Here is a 20,743-nt window from a genome sequence, read left to right on the forward strand (position 1 = left end):
CGGCGGGACCCTGCACGAGGGCCGTTCCATCACGTCACCTCGCCCATCGGACGACGGCCGCGGTGATCTCGTCCGGGGCCTCCTCGGGGAGGAAGTGGCCGAGGCCGGGCAGCACCCGCCACTCGTAGGCGCCGGCCACGTAGCGCCCGGATCCCTCGGCGGTGGTCGGGAGGATGTACGGGTCCAGCGCGCCGTGCAGCTGCAGCGTCGGCGCCGAGATCGGTGCGGCCATCCGGCGGGCGTAGCGCAGGCCGTCGGGCCGCAGCTGCGAGCGCCCGGCCCAGCGGTAGTACTCCATCGCGCCGTACGCGGCCTGGGGGATGCGCGCCGCCGACCGGTACCGCTCGACCGCCTCGGCGAAGTCGGCGGTCGACGTCCAGCCCGGCCCCGCCCAGCGGCGCAGGAGCTCGGCCACCGGGTCGTCGTCGGCACGGGTCAGCCGCCGCTCGGGCAGCCGGGGGAGCTGGAAGCGCAGCGCGGGCCGCAGCGCCCGCCGCTGCGGCCCGTCGGTCACCGCCGCCCGCAGCCGGCGCGGGTGCGCCATCGACAGCACGACCAGCCGGCGCACGCTGCGGGGGTGCAGCGCCGCCGTCGTCCAGCCGAGCAGGCCGCCCCAGTCGTGGCCGACGACGACGGCGTCCTGCTCGCCGAGCGCGCGGACCAGCGCGGCGACGTCGGCGGCGAGGGTCGGCAGGTCGTAGCCGCGCGGCGGCTTGTCGCTGGCGCCGTAGCCGCGCAGGTCGGGCGCGACGACGCGGAACCCGGCCCCGGCCAGGCCGGTCAGCTGGGCCCGCCACGTCCACCAGAACTGCGGGAAGCCGTGCAGCAGCAGGACCAGCGGGCCCTCGCCGGCCTCGGCGGCGTGCAGCCGCACGCCGTTGGCCGAGATGTCGCGGTGGGTCCAGGGGCCGGGGAGCAGGACGCTGACGGCGTCCGGCGGGGCCGCCTCGCCGGCGGGTCTGTCCGGGGCGGTCACCGAGCGGCGGTCAGACCAGGTACGAGTCCGGGTCGCGGCGGGTGACCTGCCCGTGCGCGACGACCGGGAGGTCGCGGCGCCGGCGGCCCGGCTCCTCGCGGTGCAGCACCTCGGGCAGCTCGCGCAGCGACTCGATCGTCCGCTCGGGCTTCTCGATCTTCTTGATCGTCCGGAGCCCGACCAGCGCGGCCAGGCCCGCGGCCAGCGCGATCGCGACGAAGACGATGAGGAAGGCCGCCCAGCGGGGCAGCCACTCGGCCAGCAGCTCGGCGACGAAGAAGAAGAAGTAGATGCCGGCGAACGCCAGCAGCACGCCGGCCGCGCCGAAGGCGCCGGCGCCGATGCCGGCCTTCTTCGCCGACCGGCTCATCTCCGCCTTGGCCAGCTCGATCTCGCTGCGCACGAGCGTGGACATGTCGGCCATCGCGCTCTGCACGAGCTCACCGACGGAGGGCTCGTGGGCCCCGGTGGCCCGGCTGGTCTGTGCGCTGTGGGCCACGGGGCCACCTCCTGAGGTCGTGCGTGCGGTCGTGATGATCGTGCCGGATACCCGGCGGCGGCGCTCGTGACGCCCTCGGCCGGGTGACCGGAGGCCGGGAGCGCAGGAAACCTGCGCTCCCGGCCTTCAACCCTCAATCCTCGGAGGGGGAGCTGGGCAGCTTCTCCTTGATCAGTTCCATGACCGAGGAGTCGGTGAGCGTGGTGACGTCACCGAGCTGCCGGTTCTCCGCCACGTCGCGCAGCAGGCGGCGCATGATCTTTCCCGAGCGGGTCTTCGGCAGCTCCTGCACCACCATGATCTGCCGCGGCTTGGCGATCGGGCCGATGTCGCGGGCGACGTGGGTGCGCAGCGTCTGCACCAGGTCCTCGCCCGAGTCCTCGGCCGTGCCGCGCAGGATCACGAACGCGACGATGCCCTGCCCGGTGGTCGGGTCGCTCGCGCCCACGACCGCGGCCTCGGCCACCGCCGGGTGCGCCACCAGCGACGACTCGACCTCCGTCGTCGAGATGCGGTGCCCGGACACGTTCATGACGTCGTCCACCCGGCCGAGCAGCCAGATGTCGCCGTCGGCGTCCTTCTTGGCCCCGTCGCCGGCGAAGTACATCCCCGGGAACCGCGACCAGTACGTGTCCTTGTACCGCTCGTCGTCGCCCCAGATCGTGCGCAGCATCGCCGGCCACGGCTCGGTGAGCACGAGCAGGCCGGTGGTGTCGTCGGGCAGCTCGTTGCCCTCGTCGTCGACGACCTTGGCCGAGATGCCGGGGAACGGGGTCTGCGCCGAGCCGGGCTTGAGGTTGGTGACGCCGGGCAGCGGCGTGATCATGTGCGCGCCGGTCTCGGTCTGCCACCAGGTGTCGACGATCGGGCAGCGGCCGTGCCCGATGTGCTCGTGGTACCAGAGCCACGCCTCGGGGTTGATCGGCTCGCCGACCGAGCCGAGGACGCGCAGCGTCGACAGGTCGAAGCCGCCGGGCACGTCCTCGCCCCACTTCATGAACGTGCGGATGACGGTCGGGGCGGTGTAGAGGATCGAGACCTTGTACTTGTCGACGATCTCCCACCAGCGCCCGCGGTGCGGGGTCTCCGGAGTCCCCTCGTACATGACCGACGTCGTCCGGTTGGCCAGCGGCCCGTACACGATGTAGCTGTGGCCGGTGACCCAGCCGACGTCGGCCGCGGTCCAGTAGACGTCGGTGTCGGGCTTGAGGTCGAACGTCGCCCAGTGCGTGTAGGCGACCTGGGTCAGGTAGCCGCCGGAGGTGTGCAGGATGCCCTTCGGCTTCGCCGTCGTCCCCGACGTGTACATGATGTAGAGCGGGTGCTCGGCGTCGAACGCCTCGGGCGTGTGCTCGCCCGACTGCCGGCCGACGACGTCGTCCCACCAGAGGTCGCGGCCCTCGTCCCACGCCACGTCCTGCCCGGTGCGCTTGACCACCAGGACGTTGCGCACGCCCCCGGTGCGGCCCACCGCCTCGTCGACGGCGGGCTTGAGCGCGCTGGGCGCACCGCGGCGGTAGCCGCCGTCGGCAGTGATCACCAGGACCGCGCCGGCGTCGGTGATCCGGCTGGCCAGGGCGTCGGCGGAGAAGCCGCCGAAGACGACCATGTGGACGGCGCCGATGCGGGCGCAGGCGAGCATCGCGATGACCGTCTCGGGGATCATCGGCATGTAGATGGCGACCCGGTCGCCGGCCTGCACGCCCAGCTCGGTGAGCGCGCTCGCGGCCTTGCACACCTCGGCGGTGAGCTCTGCGTAGGTGAGGGTCCGGGTGTCGCCCGGCTCGCCCTCCCAGTGGTAGGCGACCTGGTCGCCGTGCCCGGCCTCGACGTGCCGGTCGAGGCAGTTGTAGGCGACGTTGAGCTTCCCGCCGACGAACCACTTCGCGAAGGGCGGGTCGCTCCAGTCGAGGACCTGGTCCCACTCCTGGGCCCAGGTGAGCCGGCGGGCCTGCTGCTCCCAGAACGCCAGCCGGTCGCGGGACGCCTCGTCGTAGACCTCCGGGCCCACGTTGGCCTGCGCGGCCAGCTCGTCCGACGGCGGGAACCGCCGGGTCGCCACCTCGCTCGTCTCGCTCATGCTTCCTCCCTCGACATGACCTGGAACACACCGTATTGCCCCGAGCCGGGGTCCGTCCTCCCGGTGCTCCGGACAGCGGTGAGACTGGGCCCCGTGACCCCTCCGCAGGCCGACGTCGCGGCCCGGCTGCCCGGTGCGGCCGCGCTGGGCCTGGTCGCACCGCCCGGGGCGGTGGCGGTGCCGGCCACGCGGCTGGCCGACGAGGCGTGGACGGCGGAGGTGCTGACCCGCCGCGCCCGCACCCAGGGGACGGCGGACCTGAGGGTCCTGGCCACCGTGTGGTGGTACTCGGCCTCGGCGGTGCTGCTGACGCCGTCGCTGGCCGGGCTGCTCACCGGCCGGCCGCTGTCGGGGCGGCTCGAGGAGACGACGCTGCACCTGCTCGCCGGGGGGCTCCCGGTGGCCGCGGTGTCGGCGGCGCCGGCGACCGACGTCGCGGGGGACCTGCGGACGGCGCTGGCCCAGGCGGTCGCGGCGGTGGCGCGCGCGGGCGGTCTCCGGGAGCGGCCGCTGTGGGCCGTCGCGACCGACTCGATCGCCAACCGGCTGCTGGCCCTGGGCCGCGCCGTCGGCGACGTGGGCGCCGCGACGTCGCTCGCCGTCCACCTGGGCCGCGCGATCGGTCCTCCGCTGCCGGTGCCCCGGTACGTGGACGTCGCCGGCGCCCGGTTCACCCGCCGGGTGTCGTGCTGCCTGCTCTACCGCGTGCCGCACGAGCCGATGTGCACCTCGTGCCCGCACCGGCCGCCGGCCGAGCGGCAGGTCCTGCTCGAGGACGCCGCCGAGCGGATGTGACCGGTCAGCGCGCGTCGGCCTCCGCGGCGGCGATCCGCCGGCTGGGCGCCGGCTCGCCGGACAGGATCCGCTTGAGGAACGGCGGGTCCGGCTCGTCGCCGAACGCGGCCCGCGCCACCTCCGCCGGCGGGTGCCCGGCCGCGGCCAGGACCCGGCGCCCGGCGTCGTCCATGGCCTGCCGCTCCCAGCGCAGCGCCCACGCGCCGATCGGGTAGGCCAGGACCACGGTGATCCAGATCCACGGCACGCTGGCGGCCAGGAGCACCAGCAGGACGACGTAGAGCACCAGCGACGCGCCCACGACGACCCCGCCGATCCGCTGCCGCTGCTTCGGCACCGGGGAGGTCCAGCGCCCGAGGCAGGCGGCCAGGTGCCACAGCTGGCGGGCCGGCTCGGCGGTGACCAGGGACGGCGGCACGACGACCCGCCGCTCGCCGTCCTTCTCGCGGACCACCGGCGGCCGCTCCTGCTGCCGCGGCACGTCGACCACCAGCCGCGGCACCGGCAGGTCGACGGCCTCGGCGAGCTGCCGCAGCCGCTCCTGGACCATGCCCTCGTTCGCGCTCATCCCCGTCAGCATGGCGGATGCCGCGGTCAGGGCAGGAACAGCATCGAGTCGCCGAACTCGTGCCACAGGTAGTGCCCGGCCACGGCGGCGCGGTAGGCGGCCGCGACCAGCTGCGGCCCGGCGACCGCCTCGAGCAGCCGCAGGTGGCTGGCCTCGGGTGCGTGCAGCCCGGTGACCAGGCCGGTCACCGCGCGGGCCGGCCGCTCGGGGCCGAGCACCAGGTCGGTCCAGCCGGCGGCCGGCCGGGTGACGCCGTCGTCGTCCGTGGCGGTCTCCAGCGCTCGCGTCACGGTCGTGCCGACGGCGACCACCCGGTGCCCGGCGCGGCGGGTGCTGGTCACCAGCCGCGCGGTGACCTCGGGGACGGCGAACCGCTCGGCCACCGGCGGTTCGTGCAGCTCGGGGCTGGAGACGCCGGCGTGCAGCACGAGCGGGACGACCGGGACGCCGCGCGCCATCAGCCGCACCAGCACCGCCTCGCTGAACGGGCGCCCGGCGCTGGCCATCTCCGCGCTGCCGGGCTCGGTGGCGTAGACGGTCTGGTAGGCCTCGAGCGGGTAGGTGCCGGCGAGGTAGCCGTAGCGGATCGGGACGCCGTGCCGCTCGAGCAGCGGCCGCGCCGCGACGGCCGGCTCGGGACGCGCCCGCCACAGCCGCGACGGCCGCGCGGGGTCGGGGTGGCCGGCCAGCAGGTGCAGGCGGACGTCGCCGGGCAGGCCCAGCACGGTGCCCGGCTCGACGCGCAGGTCCGGCCCGCCGTTGTCCGGCCGCCGCACCTCGACCACCCAGTCGCCGTCGTCGAGCGTGCCGGCGACGTGCAGCGGGACGACGACGCCGTCCGCCCGCGCGGCGGCCAGGCGGGCGGGGAGCGTGGCCGAGGTGTTCACCACGACCAGGTCGCCCGGCTCCAGCAGGTCGGGCAGGTCGCGGAAGACCCCGGAGGTGATCCCGCCGGGGCGGACGGCCATGAGGCGCACCCCGTCGCGCGGGGTGCCGGACCACTCCGGCGGGGCGGTCGCCTCGGCGTCGCGGGGCAGCGTGAACGTCGTGGTCACCGGGCCACCGCCGGCAGCAGCTCGGCGGCGCGGTAGCGGCCGCTGGGCAGGTCCTCCTCGGCCAGCCGCAGCAGCGCCGGGACGATGGACGCCGGGTCCGGCCGGTCGCCGATGTCCTCGCCGGGGAAGGCGGCCTGGTGCATGTCGGTGCGCATGTCGCCCGGGTCGACGGCGAAGACGCGCAGCGCGGGGTGCTCGACGGCCAGGACGGCGGAGAGCTGGTCGAGGGCGGCCTTGCTGGCGCCGTAGCCGCCCCAGCCCGGATAGGCCTCGACGGCGGCGTCGGAGCTGACGTTCAGCACCCGCCCGCCGGCGCGCTCGAGGGCCGGCAGCGCCAGCTGGACCAGTGCGAGCGGGGCGAGGGTGTTGACGGCGAGGACGGCCTGCAGGTCCTCGGTGCGCAGGCGGGCCAGCGGCGGCAGCGGGCTGGGGCCGAGGTCGCTGGCGTTGTTGACGAGCAGGTCGATGCGGTCGCCGGCGGCGCGCACCAGCGCGGCCCGGTGGGCCGGGTCGGCGACGTCGCCGGGGACGGCGGTGACGCGGTCGGGCCGGGCGAGGTCGGCGACGGCGGCAGCGAGCCGGTCGGCGTCGCGGCCGTCGACGACCACCCGCCAGCCGCGGTCGGTGAGCGCGGTCATCAGGGCACGGCCGAGACCGCGCGAGGCTCCGGTGAGCACTGCTGTGGAGGTCATGGGAGTACCGTCCGACCTCAAGTGAACTTGAGGTCAAGGGGGTGCCGTGGAGCAGCTCACGATCGGCCAGGTGTCGGCGCGCTCGGGGGTGGCGGCCTCGGCGTTGCGCTACTACGAGGACCAGGGTCTGATCACCTCGACCCGTACCGCCGGCGGCGCCCGCCGCTACGCCCGCACGGTGCTCCGGCGCCTGGCGTTCGTGCGGGCGGCGCAGAACGTCGGGCTGTCGCTGTCGGAGATCCGCGACGCGCTGGCCACGCTGCCCGGGGACCGGCCGCCGACGGCGAAGGACTGGGCCCGGCTGTCGCGCAGCTGGCGGGACCGGCTGGACGAGCAGATCGCGGCGCTGGTGCAGCTGCGCGACGGGCTGGACTCCTGCATCGGCTGCGGCTGCCTGTCGCTGGGCCGGTGCGCGCTGTCGAACCCGGGCGACGTCGCGGCGTCGGCGGGTCCGGGCGCCCGGTGGCTGTCGCCGCTGCTGCGCCGGGTGCCGCCCGTGAGCAATGCGGGCTGAATCGGACCGTTCCGTTCCACGGTCTCGCATTCCGGCCGCCAGGGGGTGATGATCCGTCGGGACGGGAGCAGACGGGGAACCTGGGGGAGGGGGCGACGATGACCGTCATGCCTGCCGCGTTCTTCGGCCACGGCAACCCGATGAACGCGCTGGAGAAGAACCGCTACACCGAGGCCTGGCGGGCCTTCGGGGAGAGCGTGCCGCGCCCGCGGGCGATCCTGGTGATCTCGGCGCACTGGTACGTGCACGCCACCGCGGTCACGGCGATGCCGCGGCCGCGGACCATCCACGACTTCTTCGGCTTCCCGAAGGAGCTCTTCGACGTCCGCTACGAGCCGCCCGGCCTGCCCTCGCTCTACGAGGAGGTCGCCGACATCGTCCACCCGACCTGGGTGGGCGCCGACCTGGACAGCTGGGGGATCGACCACGGCACCTGGTCGGTGCTGGTGCACGCCTTCCCCGACGCCGACATCCCCGTCGTCCAGCTGTCGATCAACGCGCTGAAGTCGACGGACTACCACCTCCAGCTCGGGGCGGCGCTGGCACCGCTGCGCGAGGACGGCGTCCTGGTGGTCGGCAGCGGCAACGTGGTGCACAACCTCGGCGGGGTGAGCCGCGCGATGCCCGACGCGGGCTTCGACTGGGCGCAGCGGTTCGACCGCTCGGCCAAGGAGTTCATGCTCACCGACCCGACGGAGGTGGGCCGGCTCGACGGGCACCGCGACTACGACCTGGCGGTGCCGACGCCGGACCACTTCATCCCCCTGCTCTACATCGCGGGGGTGGCCGGGGCGACGCACACGCCGGCCGAGGTGCTGGTCGACGGCTACTCGTACGGCTCGCTGTCGATGACCGCGTACACGGTCGGCATGGAGGCGCCGACGCCGGACGGCAGCGGGTTCGCCGCGCCGCTCCCGGACGGTCCGCCGCCGGACGGCGCCAACATCTGAGAGCCGGACCGGTCCGTAACCCCTCGGCGGCGCCCTCGTTGGAGCCGGGAGAACGAGCAGCTGCTCGCCGCGCCACCAGGGGGTTCCCGTTGTCCGTGCGCTCGTCCCGCAAGCCGCTCCGGGTGCTCGTGCCCGCCGTCCTCGCCGCCGCCGTCGTCCTGGTCCCCGGTGCGGCCGCCGCGGACGAGGGGACCGACGACCCGCTCGGGGGCATCACCGGCCCGCTCCACGACGCTCTCGGCGGCGGCGGGGGGACCGGTGGCACCGGCTCCGCGCCGGGCGGTCAGCTCCCCGGCCCCGAGGACCTGCCACAGCTGCCGCTGCCCGGCACGGGGTCGGAGGAGGAGGCGCCGGCGCTGCCGGAGCCGCCGGCCGAGCTCGGACCGGAGGAGCTGGCCGAGCTGCTGGCGCCGCTGGGCATCTCCGAGGAGTGCGTGACCGGCGTGTACGGGGACTTCCAGGCCATCGGCGAGGCGCTCGCCGGCGGTGGGGAGGACCTGCAGGACCTGCTGACCCAGCTCGTCGGTGCCCTCCAGAACGGCGGCGCGGGGCTCGGCCCGGAGGCGCTCACCGAGAACGACCTGGCCACGGCGCTGCAGGACCTCGTGACGACGCTGCAGGAGGAGTGCGTGCCGGCGCACGGCGGCGGGACCCCGCCGCCGCCCGACGGCGGCCACTCCGCGCCGCCGCCGGCCGCGACGCCGCACGAGCAGGCGCCGGCCGCCCCGGCCGCGGCGCCGGTCGCCGCGGCGCCGGTCAGCTACCTCGGCTACGCGCCGACCGGCGGGACCGGGGACGAGGCGGAGGGCGGCGTGCCGCTGGCCGCGCTGGCCGGGATCGTGCTGCTGAGCGGGCTCGGCGCGGCCGGCTACCGGGTGGGGACCCGTGGCTCGGGCGCGCGCGGCTGATCTGGTCCGGCCGCTCGCGGCCTTCCTCGTCGTCCTGGGTGTCGGGACCGCGCTCGTCCTGATCGTCACGTCGCGGCCCGCGGCCGATGCGGCGCCGGCCGCGGCGGGAGCGGTGCCCGAGCCGGCGCCGCTGCCGGCGGACGCGCCGCTCGCCGCCGGGCCGATCGTGCCGGCGCGGCTGCAGATCCCGGCCATCGGCGTGGACACCACCGTGGAGCCCCGGGGCACCGTCGAGTACGAGAACCCCTTCACGGGGCGGACGGTGGAGGGCTACGACGTCCCCGACTCGATGTGGACGACGTCGTGGTGGTCGGACGGTCCGGCGCCGGGGTCGGGGCAGATGGCGGTGGTCCTCGGGCACGCGCAGGCCGGCGGGGGTGCCGTCTTCGACCGGCTCGCCGACCTGCGGCCGGGGGACGAGGTCGTGCTCGTCGACGGGGACGGCGCCGTGCTGCGGCTGGCCGTGCTCGGGGAGCCGCTGACCGGGCTGGACAAGTCGACGTCCGCGCTGGCCGACGCGCTGAACGGGCACCCCGCCGACGCCGACGTCGCCCTGGTCACCTGCGGTGGGGAGTTCGACGAGGACGCCGGGGCGAGCGAGGAGAACGAGGTCGTCTTCGCGACCGTGATCTGACCGTCAGGCCGTCTCGCTGCCCGAGGCGTCGGTGATCCGCGGGAACGGCGTCGTCGAGAAGACGACCTCGACCGGCAGGCCGAAGAACTCGGCGATGCGCAGCGCCAGGTGCAGGCTCGGGTTGTACTCGCCGCGCTCGAGGTAGCCGACGGTCTGGTAGTGGACGCCGAGGGCGTCCGCCAGCTCCCGCCGGGTCACCCCGCGCTCGGCGCGCAGCAGCGCGATGCGGTTGTAGACGGCGTCGCCGCTGCGGTCGCCGCTGTTCACCGGACCCACTGCAGCGCGGCGTCGCGGGCCGCCTCGACCGACGAGCCGGACTGCCGGCGCGCCATGCGCCGCAGCACCGCCGGGGTGACGAGCAGGCCCACGACGGCCCACGCGACGAGGACGAGCACCGCGGTGCCCGTGCGCCACTCCCCACCGAGCTCGGCGGCGGCCGCCTCGGGCGGGAGGAACGCCGAGCGCATGAGCAGGCCGATCCAGTAGACGGGGAAGAACTGCGCCACCGCCTGGACCCAGCCCCACATGGTCTGGACGGGGAAGAAGATCCCGGAGATCGCGGTGATCACGATGACCGGGAGCATCCCCCACGTGCCGACCTTCTGCACGCTCGGCACGACCGAGCCGAGGATCATCCCGAGCGGCAGCGTGGCCAGGAGTCCGAGCACGATGACGAGGACGACGGTGAGCCAGCCGGTGGCGCCGTTCTGCATGACGTCGTCGAAGAGGAAGAAGCTCGGCACGAGGATGACGAGCATCTGCGGCACCACGCCGAGGGAGTGGTAGACGAGCTGCCCGGAGACGTAGCCCTGCATGCCGTGGGGGATGGCCTTGTGCCGCAGCAGCGTGCCGTCCTCGCGCTCCATGGCGAGCGCGTAGGCCGGGCCGATGATGACCCCGAACGCGATGAGCGCACCGAGGATGCTCGGCAGCGCAACCGTGGGGGTGAGCAGGTCGGTGCCGGCGACCTCGTCGTCGCGGTTGATCCAGAGGTAGAGCAGCGTGGCAAGCGCGGTGAACAGGTAGAAGCCCTGGTCCTGCGGGCTGCGGATGCTGAGGACGAACTCCGTCCAGCCGCGGCGGATGCCGAGGCCGATCGCGTGCCGGGTGGCGTTCATCGCACGACCTCCGTCAGCTCGACCGCGCTGCGGTCGCCGGACTCGTGGCGCTGCACCAGCGCCAGGTAGGTGTCCTCCAGGCTGGCGCGGCGGACCTCCAGGTCGGCCACCGCGTCGCCGTGCTGCTCGAACAGCCTGCGGACGAACGGCGTGGGGTCCTCGGTGGCGTGCACGAACCGCTCCCCGTCGCAGGCCCAGCGGACCTCGGCGCGGCCGGCCACCTGGCGGGTGAGCGCGTCGGCGCTGCCGTCGGCGACGATCCGCCCGCCGGCCAGGATGAGGATCCGGTCGGCCAGCCGCTCGGCCTCGGCCAGGTCGTGCGTGGTCAGCAGGATGCTGGTGCCCTCCAGGTCGGAGAGCCGGTGCACGAGGTCGTGGAAGTCGCGCCGCGCCTGCGGGTCGAAACCCGCCGTCGGCTCGTCGAGGAAGAGCAGCTCGGGTCGGCCGATGATGCCGACCGCGACGTCGAGCCGGCGCCGCTGACCGCCGGAGAGCGTGACGATCTTGCGGTCGGCGTGCGCCGTGAGCCCGACCGTGTCGAGCAGCCAGTCCACGTCGTACGGCCCCGGGTGGTCGGGGCGGGCGTAGGGCTCGAAGTAGCCGGCGAGGTAGGTGAGCAGGCGCCGCGGTGACCAGCGGGCGTGGTCGCGCCAGGACTGGAGCACGATCCCGACCCGCGACCGCCAGGCGTCGTCACCGCGCGAGGGGTCCTGCCCCAGCACGCTGACCTCGCCGGCCGACCGCAGCCGGAACCCCTCGAGGATCTCGATGGTGGTCGTCTTGCCCGCGCCGTTGGGTCCGAGGAGGCAGACCACCTCACCGGGACGGACGTCGAAGTCCACCCCGGCCAGCACGTCGTGGTCGCCGTAGCGCATGCGCAGGCCGCGCACCGAGACGGCGGCCTCGGGGTCGGGCTCGACAGGCGGGGCGGGGGAGGGGGACTCGGTGCGCACGGGATCCATCGGGCACTCCTCTGGGCTCCGGGATGCCAGAGATAGTAGAAGTGCTATATCCGTAGTACAAGTACTGCTCGGCTCTTCAGCCTGCGCGGGCGAGCTCGGGGTCGTCGGCGGGTGGCCGGATGACGTGGATCTCGGTGCCGTCGGGCCGGTAGGTGTGCCACCGGCCGGCGGTGTCCCGCTCGATGCGGAAGTCGTGGTGAACCTGGGTGTGGTGCCGTTCGCAGAGCAGCCCGGAGTTGTCCAGGCTGGTCTCGCCGCCGAGCGCCCAGGCGAGCAGGTGGTGGACCTCGCACCAGTGGTGCGGGGCGTCGCAGCCGGCGAATGGAAGGACCCCGCTGCCCCCCACGCCTCGCCCGCTCGGCGCGGGCCCCTGCAGCGGGGCCGACGGCCGAGGTCGAGCGGTTCCCCGTTCGGGCCGAGCACGATCCGGGTGAGGTCGGCGTCGCAGGCCGCCCACCGGGCGCGGGCGGCGGAGAGGACCGCGCCGAAGCCGGTGCGGGCGGCGCCCCGGCCGGTCGTGGGGTCGAGCAGGTCCGCCAGGTCCACGGTGACCGCGACCTGGGGCTTCACGGTGCGCAGCAGCGGCAGGGTGCCGCAGCCGAGGTGGATGTCGGCCAGCTGCACGGCGGCGTCGGCCTGCCGCTGCGCCAGGCTGCGCTCGTCGCCGGCCGGCCGGTGGGCCTGGTCGAGCGGCTCACCACGCGAACCGCAGCGTGGAGCGGGTGAGGTCAGTCCTCGTCCTCGGCGTCGTCCGCCGGGGCGAGCGAGCGTCCGGGGAGCGCGACGACGTCGCCGACCACCCACACGGCCGGTGGCCGGATGCCCTCCTCGGCCATGGTCTTCGCCAGCCCGTCGAGGGTGGTGCGGACCACGCGCTGGGTGGGCGTCGAGCCGTCGGTGACGACGGCGACGGGCGTCTCCGGCGCCCGGCCGTGCGCCACCAGCGCCGCCGCGATCGCCGGTGCGGTGTCGACGCCCATGAGCACCACGAGCGTGCCGCGCAGCCGCCCGAGCGCGGCCCAGTCGACCAGCGACTGCGGGTGTCCCGGCGGCACGTGCCCCGACACGACGACGAACTCGTGGGTCAGCCCGCGGTGCGTGACCGGGATGCCGGCCAGCCCCGGGACGCCGATCGCGCTGGTCACGCCCGGCACGACCTCGACCGGGATGCCGGCGGCCACGCAGGCCTCCAGCTCCTCCATGCCGCGGCCGAAGACGAACGGGTCGCCGCCCTTGAGCCGGACGACCCGCTTGCCGGCCCGCGCGTGCGCGACCAGCAGCTCGTTGATCTGCTCCTGCGCCATCGAGCGCCCGCGCGGCAGCTTCGAGGCGTCGATGACCTCGACCTCCGAGGGCAGCGAGGCCAGCAGCGACTGGGGCGCGAGGTGGTCGGCCAGGACGACGTCGGCCTGCGAGACCGCCTGCTGCCCGCGCACCGTGATCAGGCCCGGGTCGCCCGGACCGCCGCCGACCAGCACCACCGCACCCGGCCGGTCCGGACCGGAGCGGCCGGCCCGGTCGGCGATGGACCCGTCGGTGAGCCCGGCGACCACGGCGTCGCGCACGCCGACCGCCCGCTGCGGGTCGCCGCCGCCGTGCACGCCGACGACCAGGTCGCCCTGCCGGCCCACGGCGGGAGTCCACACCGAGGACGCCGACCGGTCGTCGGCGCGGGCGCAGAAGATCCGCGCCGCCTCGGCCTCCGCCGCCACCGCCGCGTTGACCTCGGGGTCGTCGGTCGCCGCCACCGCGTACCAGGCGCCGTCGAGGTCGCCCGGCTCGTAGCGGCGCCGCACCCAGGTCAGCGCGCCCGGCTCGACCAGCGCCTCCAGCGCCGGGGTCACCTCGGGGGAGACGACGGTGACCAGCGCCCGCGCCTCCAGCAGCCCGGCCACCCGCCGGTGCGCCACCTGGCCGCCGCCGACGACGACCACGCGGCGGTCGAGCAGCCGCAGGCCGACGGGGTAGACGACCCCCGACGCGGGGTCCACGGGCGTCGCCGACATCAGGCCTTCTCGGTCACGCCGGCCGAGTCGAAGGTGGCCACGTCGCGCAGCGCGCGAGCGGCCGACTGCGCCAGCGGCAGCGCCAGCAGCGCGCCGGTGCCCTCGCCCAGCCGCAGGTCCAGCCCCAGCAGCGGGCGCAGGCCCAGCGCGCGCAGCGCGAGCCCGTGGCCCGGCTCGGCCGAGGTGTGCCCGGCGAGCGCGTGCTCCAGCGCCGCCGGGCACAGCGCGGCCGCGACCAGCGCCGCCGACCCGGCGATCACGCCGTCGAGGAGCACCGGCGTCCGTGCGGCGGCCGCGCCCAGCACGAAACCGGCCAGCGCCGCGTGCTCGAGCCCGCCGACCTCGGCCAGCGCGGCCAGCGCGGCCTCCGGCGACGCCGGGCGGGCCGGCACCCGGGCCACGGCCTGCGTCACGACGGCCACCTTGCGGGCCAGCGTCGGGTCGTCGACGCCGGTCCCGCGGCCGGTCGCCTCGGCGGGGGTAGCGCCGGTGAACGCGCAGACCAGCGCGGCCGACGCCGTCGTGTTGGTGATGCCCATGTCGCCGGTGACCAGCACGCCGTGGTCGGCGGCCAGGTCCGTCGCCACCTCGATGCCCACCTCGACCGCCCGGCGCGCCTCGGCGAGCGTCATCGCCGGGCCCAGCGCCAGGTCGGCGGTGCCGGGCCGCACCTTGCGGTCGAGCAGCCCGTCCGCCCGCTCCAGCGGCGTCGCCACCCCGACGTCCACGACCACCACGTCCGCGCCCAGCTGCGCGGCGAACGCGTTCACGACCGCCCCGCCGGCGACAAAGTTGGCGACCATCTGCGCGGTCACCTCCTGCGGCCAGTGGGTGACGCCCTGGGCGTGCACGCCGTGGTCGCCGGCGAACACGGCCACGGCGGCCGGCGCGGGGACCGGGGCCGGGCAGGTGCCGGCGATGCCGGCCAGCTGCGCGGCGACGTCCTCCAGCACGCCGAGCGAGCCCGGCGGCTTGGTCATCCGGTCCAGCCGCTCGCGGGCAGCCCGCTCGGCCGCGGCGTCGCGGGGGCGGACGGCGGCGATCGTGGTGTCCAGCAGGGTGCTCAGCGGTGCTCCTCGGGAGTGCGGGTCCGGTCAAGGATCCCAGCGAGCGCCTCGGCGAACGCACGGGAGGTCTCCGGATCGCGGACCGCGACCCGCAGGTGGTCGGCCGACAGGCCCGGGAAGGTGTCGCCGCGGCGCACCGCGAAGCCGGCCGACCGCAGCTCCGCCCGCACCCGCCCGCCGCCGGGCACGCGCAGCAGCACGAACGACGAGCGCGGCTCGCCGACCACCTCGACGCCGTCGGGGAGGACGGCGAGCAGCGCCTTGCGCGCGCGGTCGAGCTCGTCCGCGGCCGCCTCGGCCTCGGCGCGCGCGGCCGGGGTGCTGCAGGCGACCAGCGCGGCCAACGCCGGCGTCGACACCGGCCAGTGCGGCTGCTGCTCGGCGAGCGCCGCGACCAGGTCGGCCGGGCCGAGCGCGTAGCCCACCCGCAGCCCGGCCAGCCCCCACGTCTTGGTCAGGCTGCGCACCACCAGCAGCCCGGGCAGGTCGCGCCGCCCGGCCAGCGACTCCGGCTCCCCGGGCAGGGTGTCGGCGAAGGCCTCGTCGACCAGCAGCACCCGCCCCGGCCGGGCCAGCGCCGCGACGTCGGACGCCGGGTGCAGCACCGACGTCGGGTTGGTCGGGTTGCCGACGACGACCAGGTCGGCGTCCTCGGGGACGGCGCGCAACCGGTACCCGGGCGGCTCCAGCAGCAGCCGCTCGACCGCGTGCCCGGCGGCCCGCAGCGCCGCCTCGGGCTCGGTGAACGACGGGTGGACGACCACCGCGCGCCGCGGCGCGACCGCCCGGGCCAGCAGCACGAACGCCTCGGCGGCGCCGGCGGTGAGCAGCACCTCGTCCACCGGCCGCCCGTGCGCCGCCGCCACGGCCTCGCGCGCCGGCCGGGCGTCGGGGTAGGCGGCGACGTCGTCCAGGGCGTCGCGCAGCGCGGCGCGCAGCCACGCGGGCGGTGCCCCGCTGCGGACGTTCACCGCCAGGTCGACCAGGCCCGGCGCCAGCTCGTCGTCGCCATGGAAGTCGAGGGGGTTCACGACGCGACCGCCACGGTCACCCGGCCCACCACCGTCTTGCCGACGACGAGCCGCCCGCCGCCGAGCAGCGCGGCCGCCTCGGCCACCGACGGGGTGCCCACCGCCGTCGCCACGACCGGGGACGGCGCCGGCACGGGCACCGCGGCCAGCTCGGCGGCCGGGTACGCCACGACCGGCCAGCCCCGCAGCGCCGCGGCCGCCGCGACGACCGCCGTCCGCGCGTCGAGCGTCGCCAGCCGGACGCCCCGGGCCCCGGCGGGCAGCACCGCCTCGACCGCGGCGAGCACCTCGCCGGCGGTCGCGCCCGACGAGGCGCCCACCCCGACGGTCGTCACGTCGGCACCCCGGGCCGCTCGGGCAGCGCGGCCAGCAGCGCGGCGGCGTCCCGGGGGAGGGCGCCGTCGGGCAGCAGGCCGAGCTCGCGCAGCCGCGCGCCGACCGACAGCGCCCACGGGCGGTCCAGCCGGGCGCGGACGAGCAGGCCGTCGTCCCCGAGCAGCTCCGCCGGGTCGCCCTGCACGACCCGGCGGTCGACGACGACGGCGACCTCGTCGGCCCAGCGCAGCGCCAGGTCGACGTCGTGCGTGCTCATCACCACCGTCGACCCGGCGGCCTGCAGCCGGGTGAGCGCGGCCAGCGCCTCGGCGACCGCGGAGGGGTCCAGCCCCGCGGTGGGCTCGTCGAGCAGCAGCACGCACGGGCGCATGGCGACGGCGCCGGCGATCGCCACCCGCTTGCGCTCGCCGTAGGAGAGCTGGTGGGTGGGCCGGCCGGCCAGCGCGTCGACGGCGAGCAGCGCGAGCGCCTCGGCCACCCGCTCGCGGACCTCGTCCTCGGGCAGCCCCAGGTTCACCGGCCCGAACGAGACGTCCTGCGCCACCGACGCGGAGAACAGCTGGTCGTCGGGGTCCTGCAGGACCAGTTGCACCTCCTGCCGGTGCGCCCGCAGCCCGCGGCGCGTGTGCTCGAGCGGGACGTCGTCGACCGTCACCGCGCCCGACACCGGCTTCAACGCCCCCGAGAGGCAGCGCAGCAGCGTCGTCTTGCCCGAGCCGTTGGCGCCGAGGACGGCCAGCCGGCGCCCGGCGGGGACGGTCAGCGAGGCGCCGTCGAGGACCCGGCGGCCGCGCTCGTACCCGGCGACCAGGTCGTGCGCGACGAGCGTCCGGTGGCTCACGCGACCACCGCCGACACCGACACCAGGGCCGCCAGGCCGACCGCGGTCGCGGCCAGGAACCGCCGGGACGAGGGCAGGGCCTCGGGCAGCACCCGCAGGCCGGTCTCCAGTCCGCGCCCGGCCAGCCCCTCCTGCAGCCGGCGGGCCGAGTCCCACGAGCGGGTGAGCACCGCGGCGGCGAGCGCCCCCGACGACCGGTACGAGCGGCGCAGCGAGGAGTAGCCCATGCGCGCGGTCTGCGCCTCGCGGATCGCGCGCAGGCTGGTCAGCAGCACGAACAGCAGCCGGTAGGTGACCCCGGCGACCTCCACGACCGCCGCCGGCACCCGCAGCCGGCGCAGCGCGGGCAGCAGGTCGGACATCGGCGTGGTGGTGGCCAGCAGCAGGACGGCGGCACCACCGGCCAGGGAGTGCCCGACCAGCGAGCCGGCCCGGGCCGCGGCGTCGGGCGCCCAGCCGACGCCGTCGCCGTCCACCTGCACCACCGCGGTCAGCGCGCCGATCGCGACGAACGCCAGCGGCCAGCGCACCGCGCGGCAGAAGGTGCGCGCCGGGACGCGCGCCGGGCCGAGGGCCAGGACGACGGCGGCGAACCCCACGAGCACGCTGCCCGGCCAGACCGGGAGCACGAGCGCGCAGACGACCAGCCCGACGCAGAGCAGCAGCTTGTCGGTGGGGGAGCGGCGGCGCCAGGCGCTCGCCCAGGCCGCGTCGTCGACGGCGAGACCGGTCACGGTCCCGCCCGCTCCCCGGTGTCGGCGGCGGGCTTCGCGGCCGGCCTGCGGCCGCGCAGCCGGCCCAGCACGTAGCCGAGCACGAGGCCGCCGACCGCCGCCTGGGCGGCGAACAGCCCCGACTCCACCGACGGCGACGACGGCGTGAACAACGACTCGAACCACGGCTCGTAGCCGGTCTCCGCGACGGCCTCGGTGGCCTGGCTGTCGCTGCCGGCGTACTCGGACCGGCCCCGGTCGAGCGCCGGCGGGACGGCGAACAGCGCCACCACGCCGAGGACGAGCAGCACCGTGACCAGGCGGCGGCGGTTCACCGGACCTCCTCCTGCTCGGGGCGGACGACCCCGAGCCGCTCCAGGTCGGGCCGGGCGTTGGCGAGCAGCACCCGGAACAGCAGGACGCCCAGCAGGCCCTCGCCGACCGCCAGCGGCAGCTGGGTGAAGGCGAAGACGCCGAGGAACTTGACCACCGCGCCGGCGAATCCGCTCTCGGCGTCGGGGAAGGCCAGCGCCAGCTGCAGCGACGTCGTCACGTACGTGGCGAGGTCGGCGAGCGCGAGGGCGACGAAGACGCCCGGCAGCAGGCCGCCGCCGAGCACCCGGACCAGCCGGTAGGCGCCGTAGCCCACCCACGGCCCGACCACCGCCATCGAGAAGGCGTTGGCCCCCAGCGTGGTCAGCCCGCCGTGGGCGAGCAGCAGCGCCTGGAACAGCAGGACCACGGTGCCGAGCAGCGCCATCACCGGTGGCCGGAACAGCACCGCGCCCGCGCCGGTCCCCGTCGGGTGGCTGGAGCTGCCGGTCACCGAGGGCAGCTTGATCGCGCTCAGCACGAAGGTGAACGCCCCGGCCGCGCCGAGCAGCAGGGTCGACGCGGGGTGCTCGCGCACCTCCTTGACCACGGCGCGGGCGCCGTGCACGACGAACGGCGCGGCCGCGATCGTCCAGCCCAGCGCGTGCCCCTCGGGGAGGAACCCCTCAGCGATGTGCACCGGCGTGCTCCTCTCGGGTCCGGTCGGCGGCCGCGCACGCGGCGACGAAGCGCTCGGCGAGCTGCGGGCTGCCCGCCCAGTGCAGGTGCAGGTAGGAGGCGTGCACGCTCGTCGTCACGAAGCCCTCGCGGGTGGTCGCCGACCACTGCCACGCGGGGTGCGTCCCGGCCTGCGGCGAGCACGCGGTGCGGTGGAACTCGTGCCCGCGCACGCGGGTGCCGGCCGCCGCCAGGACGGAGCCCACCGGGGCCACGGCCGCGCGGTAGCCCAGCGTGAGCTTCGGCGTCATGACCGCGTCGGTGGTGAGCACCCCGCACATCGGGACGCCGTCCAGGCTGCGGGCGAGGTAGAGCAGGCCGGCGCACTCCGCGGCGATCGGCCCGCCGCGCGCGGCCAGCTCGGCGATCTCGGCGCGCAGCCCGGTGTTGGCCGACAGCTGCGCGGCGTAGACCTCGGGGAAGCCGCCGCCGACCACCAGGCCGGCGGTGCCCTCGGGCAGCGCCTCGTCGGCCAGGGGGTCGACGGTGACCACCTCGGCGCCGGCCGCGGCGAGGAGCTCGGCGTGCTCGGCGTAGCCGAAGGTGAAGGCGGCGCCGCCGGCGACGGCGATCCGCGGCCGCCCCTCGACCGGCGTCACCTCGGCGGCCGGGTCCCACGGGGCGGCGTCGAGCGCCGGGGCCGACCGGGCGAGCCGCAGGACGGCGTCGAGGTCCACCGATCCCGCGACCACCTGGCCGAGCGACCGGACCGTGGCCACCGCCTCGGCGCTGCGCTCGGCCGCCGGTACGAGGCCCAGGTGGCGCGACGGCGTGGCGAGCTCCGGCAGCCGGCGGACCGCGCCGAGCACCGGCACGCCCGCGGCGCCGAGCGCGTCGCGCAGGATCGCCTCGTGCCGGTCGCTGCCGACCCGGTTGAGGACGACGCCGCCGATCCGCACGCCCGGGTCGAAGGTCGCGAAGCCGTGCACCAGCGCCGCGACGCTGCGGGCCTGGGACGAGGCGTCGACCACCAGCACGACCGGCGCCCGCAGCAGCGCGGCCAGGTGCGCCGTCGAGGCGAACCCCGGCTCGACCGACGGGTGGGAGGCGCCGTCGAAGAGGCCCATCACGCCCTCGACGACGGCGACGTCGGCCCCGCGGGCGCCGTGCAGGAACAGCGGCGCGATCCGCTCCTCGCCGACCAGCCACGGGTCGAGGTTGCGGCCCGGGCGGCCGGCGGCGAGGCCCGCGTAGCCGGGGTCGATGTAGTCGGGGCCCACCTTGTGCGAGCTCACCGCGAGCCCCCGCGCGGCGAGGGCGGCGACCAGCCCGGTCGCGATCGACGTTTTCCCCGCGCCGGACGACGGCGCGGCCAGCACGACGCGCGGGAGGGTCACCACTCGATCCCCCGCTGGCCCTTCTGGCCGGCGTCCATGGGGTGCTTGACCTTGGTCATCTCGACCACCAGGTCGGCGGCCTCGACCAGCTTCGGGTGCGCGTCGCGGCCGGTGACGACGACGTGCTGGTTGCCGGGGCGCCCGAGCAGCGTCGTCACCACGTCGTCGACGTCGACCCAGCCCCACTTCAGCGGGTAGGTGAACTCGTCGAGGACGTAGAAGCGGTGCGCCTCGGCGGCGAGGTCGCGCTTGATCTGCGCCCAGCCCTCCGCGGCGTCGGCGGCGTGGTCGACCTCGGAGCCCTGGCGGCGCGACCACGACCAGCCCGAGCCCATCTTGTGCCAGACCACCGGGCCGCCCTCGCCGGTCTGCTCGTGCAGCCGGCCCAGCGCGGTGAGCGCGTTCTCCTCGCCGACCTTCCACTTCGCGCTCTTGACGAACTGGTAGACCGCGATCGGCCAGCCCTGGTTCCACGCCCGCATGGCCATGCCGAACGCGGCGGTGGACTTGCCCTTCATCTCGCCGGTGTGCACGGCGAGGACCGGCCGGTTGCGCCGCTGCCGCGTGGTCAGCCCGTCCTCCGGGACGGCGGTGGGGACCCCCTGCGGCAC

26 protein-coding genes are annotated in these 20,743 nt (G+C 76.2%); 6 read left to right on the forward strand and 20 right to left on the reverse strand.

Annotation, left to right across the window (positions count from 1 at the left end; translation table 11 throughout):
- Positions 1–34 precede the first annotated feature (34 nt).
- The 3 genes from ACI8AF_RS01525 to acs all read right to left on the reverse strand — a co-directional run bounded on the left by ACI8AF_RS01525 (position 35) and on the right by acs (position 3,555).
- Positions 35–976 carry an alpha/beta fold hydrolase gene (locus tag ACI8AF_RS01525; protein WP_456537885.1) on the reverse strand — a complete coding sequence of 314 codons (942 nt, stop codon included), beginning with the start codon at positions 974–976 and terminating at the stop codon, positions 35–37.
- A 10-nt stretch (positions 977–986) separates the two neighbouring features.
- Entirely contained in the window at positions 987–1,475 is a 489-nt protein-coding gene (locus ACI8AF_RS01530) for a phage holin family protein (protein WP_456537886.1), read from the reverse strand.
- A 133-nt stretch (positions 1,476–1,608) separates the two neighbouring features.
- Positions 1,609–3,555, reverse strand: coding sequence for an acetate--CoA ligase (gene acs, locus ACI8AF_RS01535; protein ID WP_456537887.1), 1,947 nt, complete (start codon positions 3,553–3,555; stop codon positions 1,609–1,611).
- Between the two features lie 93 nt (positions 3,556–3,648).
- Here acs and ACI8AF_RS01540 point away from each other — a divergent pair, with 93 nt between their 5' ends.
- Positions 3,649–4,350 carry a (2Fe-2S)-binding protein gene (locus tag ACI8AF_RS01540; RefSeq protein ID WP_456537888.1) on the forward strand — a complete coding sequence of 234 codons (702 nt, stop codon included), beginning with the start codon at positions 3,649–3,651 and terminating at the stop codon, positions 4,348–4,350.
- Positions 4,351–4,354: 4 nt separating this feature from the next.
- Here ACI8AF_RS01540 and ACI8AF_RS01545 read toward each other — a convergent pair whose 3' ends face one another.
- Genes ACI8AF_RS01545 through ACI8AF_RS01555 form a run of 3 tightly spaced genes read right to left on the reverse strand, consistent with a single transcriptional unit; the run spans position 4,355 to position 6,665 of the window.
- Positions 4,355–4,918 (reverse strand): hypothetical protein, encoded by a 564-nt coding sequence (locus tag ACI8AF_RS01545; protein ID WP_456537889.1) that lies wholly within the window; start codon positions 4,916–4,918, stop codon positions 4,355–4,357.
- Between the two features lie 26 nt (positions 4,919–4,944).
- On the reverse strand, positions 4,945–5,973 hold the full coding sequence (locus ACI8AF_RS01550) for an S-adenosylmethionine:tRNA ribosyltransferase-isomerase (protein ID WP_456537890.1): 1,029 nt from the start codon (positions 5,971–5,973) through the stop codon (positions 4,945–4,947).
- Complete coding sequence (locus ACI8AF_RS01555) at positions 5,970–6,665, reverse strand: SDR family NAD(P)-dependent oxidoreductase (protein ID WP_456537891.1); 696 nt, start codon at positions 6,663–6,665, stop codon at positions 5,970–5,972. Before ACI8AF_RS01555 ends, ACI8AF_RS01550 begins: the two co-directional genes overlap by 4 nt.
- 46 nt (positions 6,666–6,711) lie before the next feature.
- Between ACI8AF_RS01555 and soxR the strand changes: the two genes are divergently transcribed.
- From soxR to ACI8AF_RS01575, 4 genes are all read left to right on the forward strand, one after another.
- Positions 6,712–7,179, forward strand: a complete 468-nt coding sequence (soxR, locus tag ACI8AF_RS01560) for a redox-sensitive transcriptional activator SoxR (RefSeq protein WP_456537892.1) — start codon at positions 6,712–6,714, stop codon at positions 7,177–7,179.
- Positions 7,180–7,277: 98 nt separating this feature from the next.
- Positions 7,278–8,129 carry a 4,5-DOPA-extradiol-dioxygenase gene (ygiD, locus tag ACI8AF_RS01565; protein ID WP_456537893.1) on the forward strand — a complete coding sequence of 284 codons (852 nt, stop codon included), beginning with the start codon at positions 7,278–7,280 and terminating at the stop codon, positions 8,127–8,129.
- A 95-nt stretch (positions 8,130–8,224) separates the two neighbouring features.
- Positions 8,225–9,037, forward strand: coding sequence for a hypothetical protein (locus ACI8AF_RS01570; protein ID WP_456537894.1), 813 nt, complete (start codon positions 8,225–8,227; stop codon positions 9,035–9,037).
- Positions 9,015–9,671 (forward strand): class F sortase, encoded by a 657-nt coding sequence (locus tag ACI8AF_RS01575; RefSeq protein ID WP_456537895.1) that lies wholly within the window; start codon positions 9,015–9,017, stop codon positions 9,669–9,671. The genes ACI8AF_RS01570 and ACI8AF_RS01575 overlap by 23 nt, the downstream gene beginning before the upstream one ends.
- Before the next feature lie 3 nt (positions 9,672–9,674).
- On the opposite strand, the gene ACI8AF_RS01580 is transcribed toward ACI8AF_RS01575, so the two are convergent.
- The 4 genes from ACI8AF_RS01580 to ACI8AF_RS01595 form a co-directional block, all read right to left on the reverse strand.
- Positions 9,675–9,938, reverse strand: a complete 264-nt coding sequence (locus ACI8AF_RS01580; protein WP_456537896.1) for a helix-turn-helix transcriptional regulator — start codon at positions 9,936–9,938, stop codon at positions 9,675–9,677.
- Complete coding sequence (locus tag ACI8AF_RS01585; RefSeq protein WP_456537897.1) at positions 9,935–10,789, reverse strand: ABC transporter permease; 855 nt, start codon at positions 10,787–10,789, stop codon at positions 9,935–9,937. The genes ACI8AF_RS01580 and ACI8AF_RS01585 overlap by 4 nt, the downstream gene beginning before the upstream one ends.
- Complete coding sequence (locus ACI8AF_RS01590) at positions 10,786–11,751, reverse strand: ABC transporter ATP-binding protein (RefSeq protein WP_456537898.1); 966 nt, start codon at positions 11,749–11,751, stop codon at positions 10,786–10,788. The genes ACI8AF_RS01585 and ACI8AF_RS01590 overlap by 4 nt, the downstream gene beginning before the upstream one ends.
- A 76-nt stretch (positions 11,752–11,827) precedes the next feature.
- Entirely contained in the window at positions 11,828–12,097 is a 270-nt protein-coding gene (locus ACI8AF_RS01595; RefSeq protein ID WP_456537899.1) for an HNH endonuclease signature motif containing protein, read from the reverse strand.
- Between the two features lie 257 nt (positions 12,098–12,354).
- On the opposite strand from ACI8AF_RS01595, the gene ACI8AF_RS01600 reads away from it, so the two are divergent.
- A complete protein-coding gene (locus ACI8AF_RS01600; protein WP_456537900.1) occupies positions 12,355–12,477 on the forward strand; it encodes a hypothetical protein in 123 nt (40 codons plus the stop codon).
- Positions 12,478–12,479: 2 nt separating this feature from the next.
- On the opposite strand, the gene cobA is transcribed toward ACI8AF_RS01600, so the two are convergent.
- From cobA to cobO, 10 genes are read right to left on the reverse strand one after another with little or no spacing between them, the layout of a single operon-like run.
- A complete protein-coding gene (gene cobA, locus ACI8AF_RS01605; RefSeq protein ID WP_456537901.1) occupies positions 12,480–13,757 on the reverse strand; it encodes a uroporphyrinogen-III C-methyltransferase in 1,278 nt (425 codons plus the stop codon).
- The gene (gene cobT / locus ACI8AF_RS01610; RefSeq protein WP_456538038.1) at positions 13,757–14,824 is read right to left on the reverse strand and encodes a nicotinate-nucleotide--dimethylbenzimidazole phosphoribosyltransferase; all 1,068 of its coding nucleotides are present in this window, start codon (positions 14,822–14,824) and stop codon (positions 13,757–13,759) included. Before cobT ends, cobA begins: the two co-directional genes overlap by 1 nt.
- Positions 14,821–15,855: an Rv2231c family pyridoxal phosphate-dependent protein CobC gene (cobC, locus tag ACI8AF_RS01615; protein WP_456537902.1), complete on the reverse strand. Its 1,035-nt coding sequence runs from the start codon at positions 15,853–15,855 to the stop codon at positions 14,821–14,823. The genes cobT and cobC overlap by 4 nt, the downstream gene beginning before the upstream one ends.
- Positions 15,852–16,190, reverse strand: a complete 339-nt coding sequence (locus ACI8AF_RS01620; protein ID WP_456537903.1) for a cobalamin biosynthesis protein — start codon at positions 16,188–16,190, stop codon at positions 15,852–15,854. The genes cobC and ACI8AF_RS01620 overlap by 4 nt, the downstream gene beginning before the upstream one ends.
- Positions 16,187–17,032, reverse strand: a complete 846-nt coding sequence (locus ACI8AF_RS01625; RefSeq protein ID WP_456537904.1) for an energy-coupling factor ABC transporter ATP-binding protein — start codon at positions 17,030–17,032, stop codon at positions 16,187–16,189. Before ACI8AF_RS01625 ends, ACI8AF_RS01620 begins: the two co-directional genes overlap by 4 nt.
- Positions 17,029–17,766, reverse strand: coding sequence for a cobalt ECF transporter T component CbiQ (gene cbiQ, locus ACI8AF_RS01630; protein WP_456537905.1), 738 nt, complete (start codon positions 17,764–17,766; stop codon positions 17,029–17,031). Before cbiQ ends, ACI8AF_RS01625 begins: the two co-directional genes overlap by 4 nt.
- Positions 17,763–18,080, reverse strand: a complete 318-nt coding sequence (locus tag ACI8AF_RS01635) for an energy-coupling factor ABC transporter substrate-binding protein (RefSeq protein ID WP_456537906.1) — start codon at positions 18,078–18,080, stop codon at positions 17,763–17,765. Before ACI8AF_RS01635 ends, cbiQ begins: the two co-directional genes overlap by 4 nt.
- The gene (locus tag ACI8AF_RS01640; RefSeq protein ID WP_456537907.1) at positions 18,077–18,757 is read right to left on the reverse strand and encodes an energy-coupling factor ABC transporter permease; all 681 of its coding nucleotides are present in this window, start codon (positions 18,755–18,757) and stop codon (positions 18,077–18,079) included. The genes ACI8AF_RS01635 and ACI8AF_RS01640 overlap by 4 nt, the downstream gene beginning before the upstream one ends.
- Positions 18,744–20,132, reverse strand: coding sequence for a cobyrinate a,c-diamide synthase (locus tag ACI8AF_RS01645; RefSeq protein WP_456537908.1), 1,389 nt, complete (start codon positions 20,130–20,132; stop codon positions 18,744–18,746). The genes ACI8AF_RS01640 and ACI8AF_RS01645 overlap by 14 nt, the downstream gene beginning before the upstream one ends.
- Positions 20,129–20,743: a cob(I)yrinic acid a,c-diamide adenosyltransferase gene (gene cobO / locus ACI8AF_RS01650; protein ID WP_456537909.1), complete on the reverse strand. Its 615-nt coding sequence runs from the start codon at positions 20,741–20,743 to the stop codon at positions 20,129–20,131. The genes ACI8AF_RS01645 and cobO overlap by 4 nt, the downstream gene beginning before the upstream one ends.

Source organism: Blastococcus sp. SYSU D00669 (assembly GCF_054050715.1).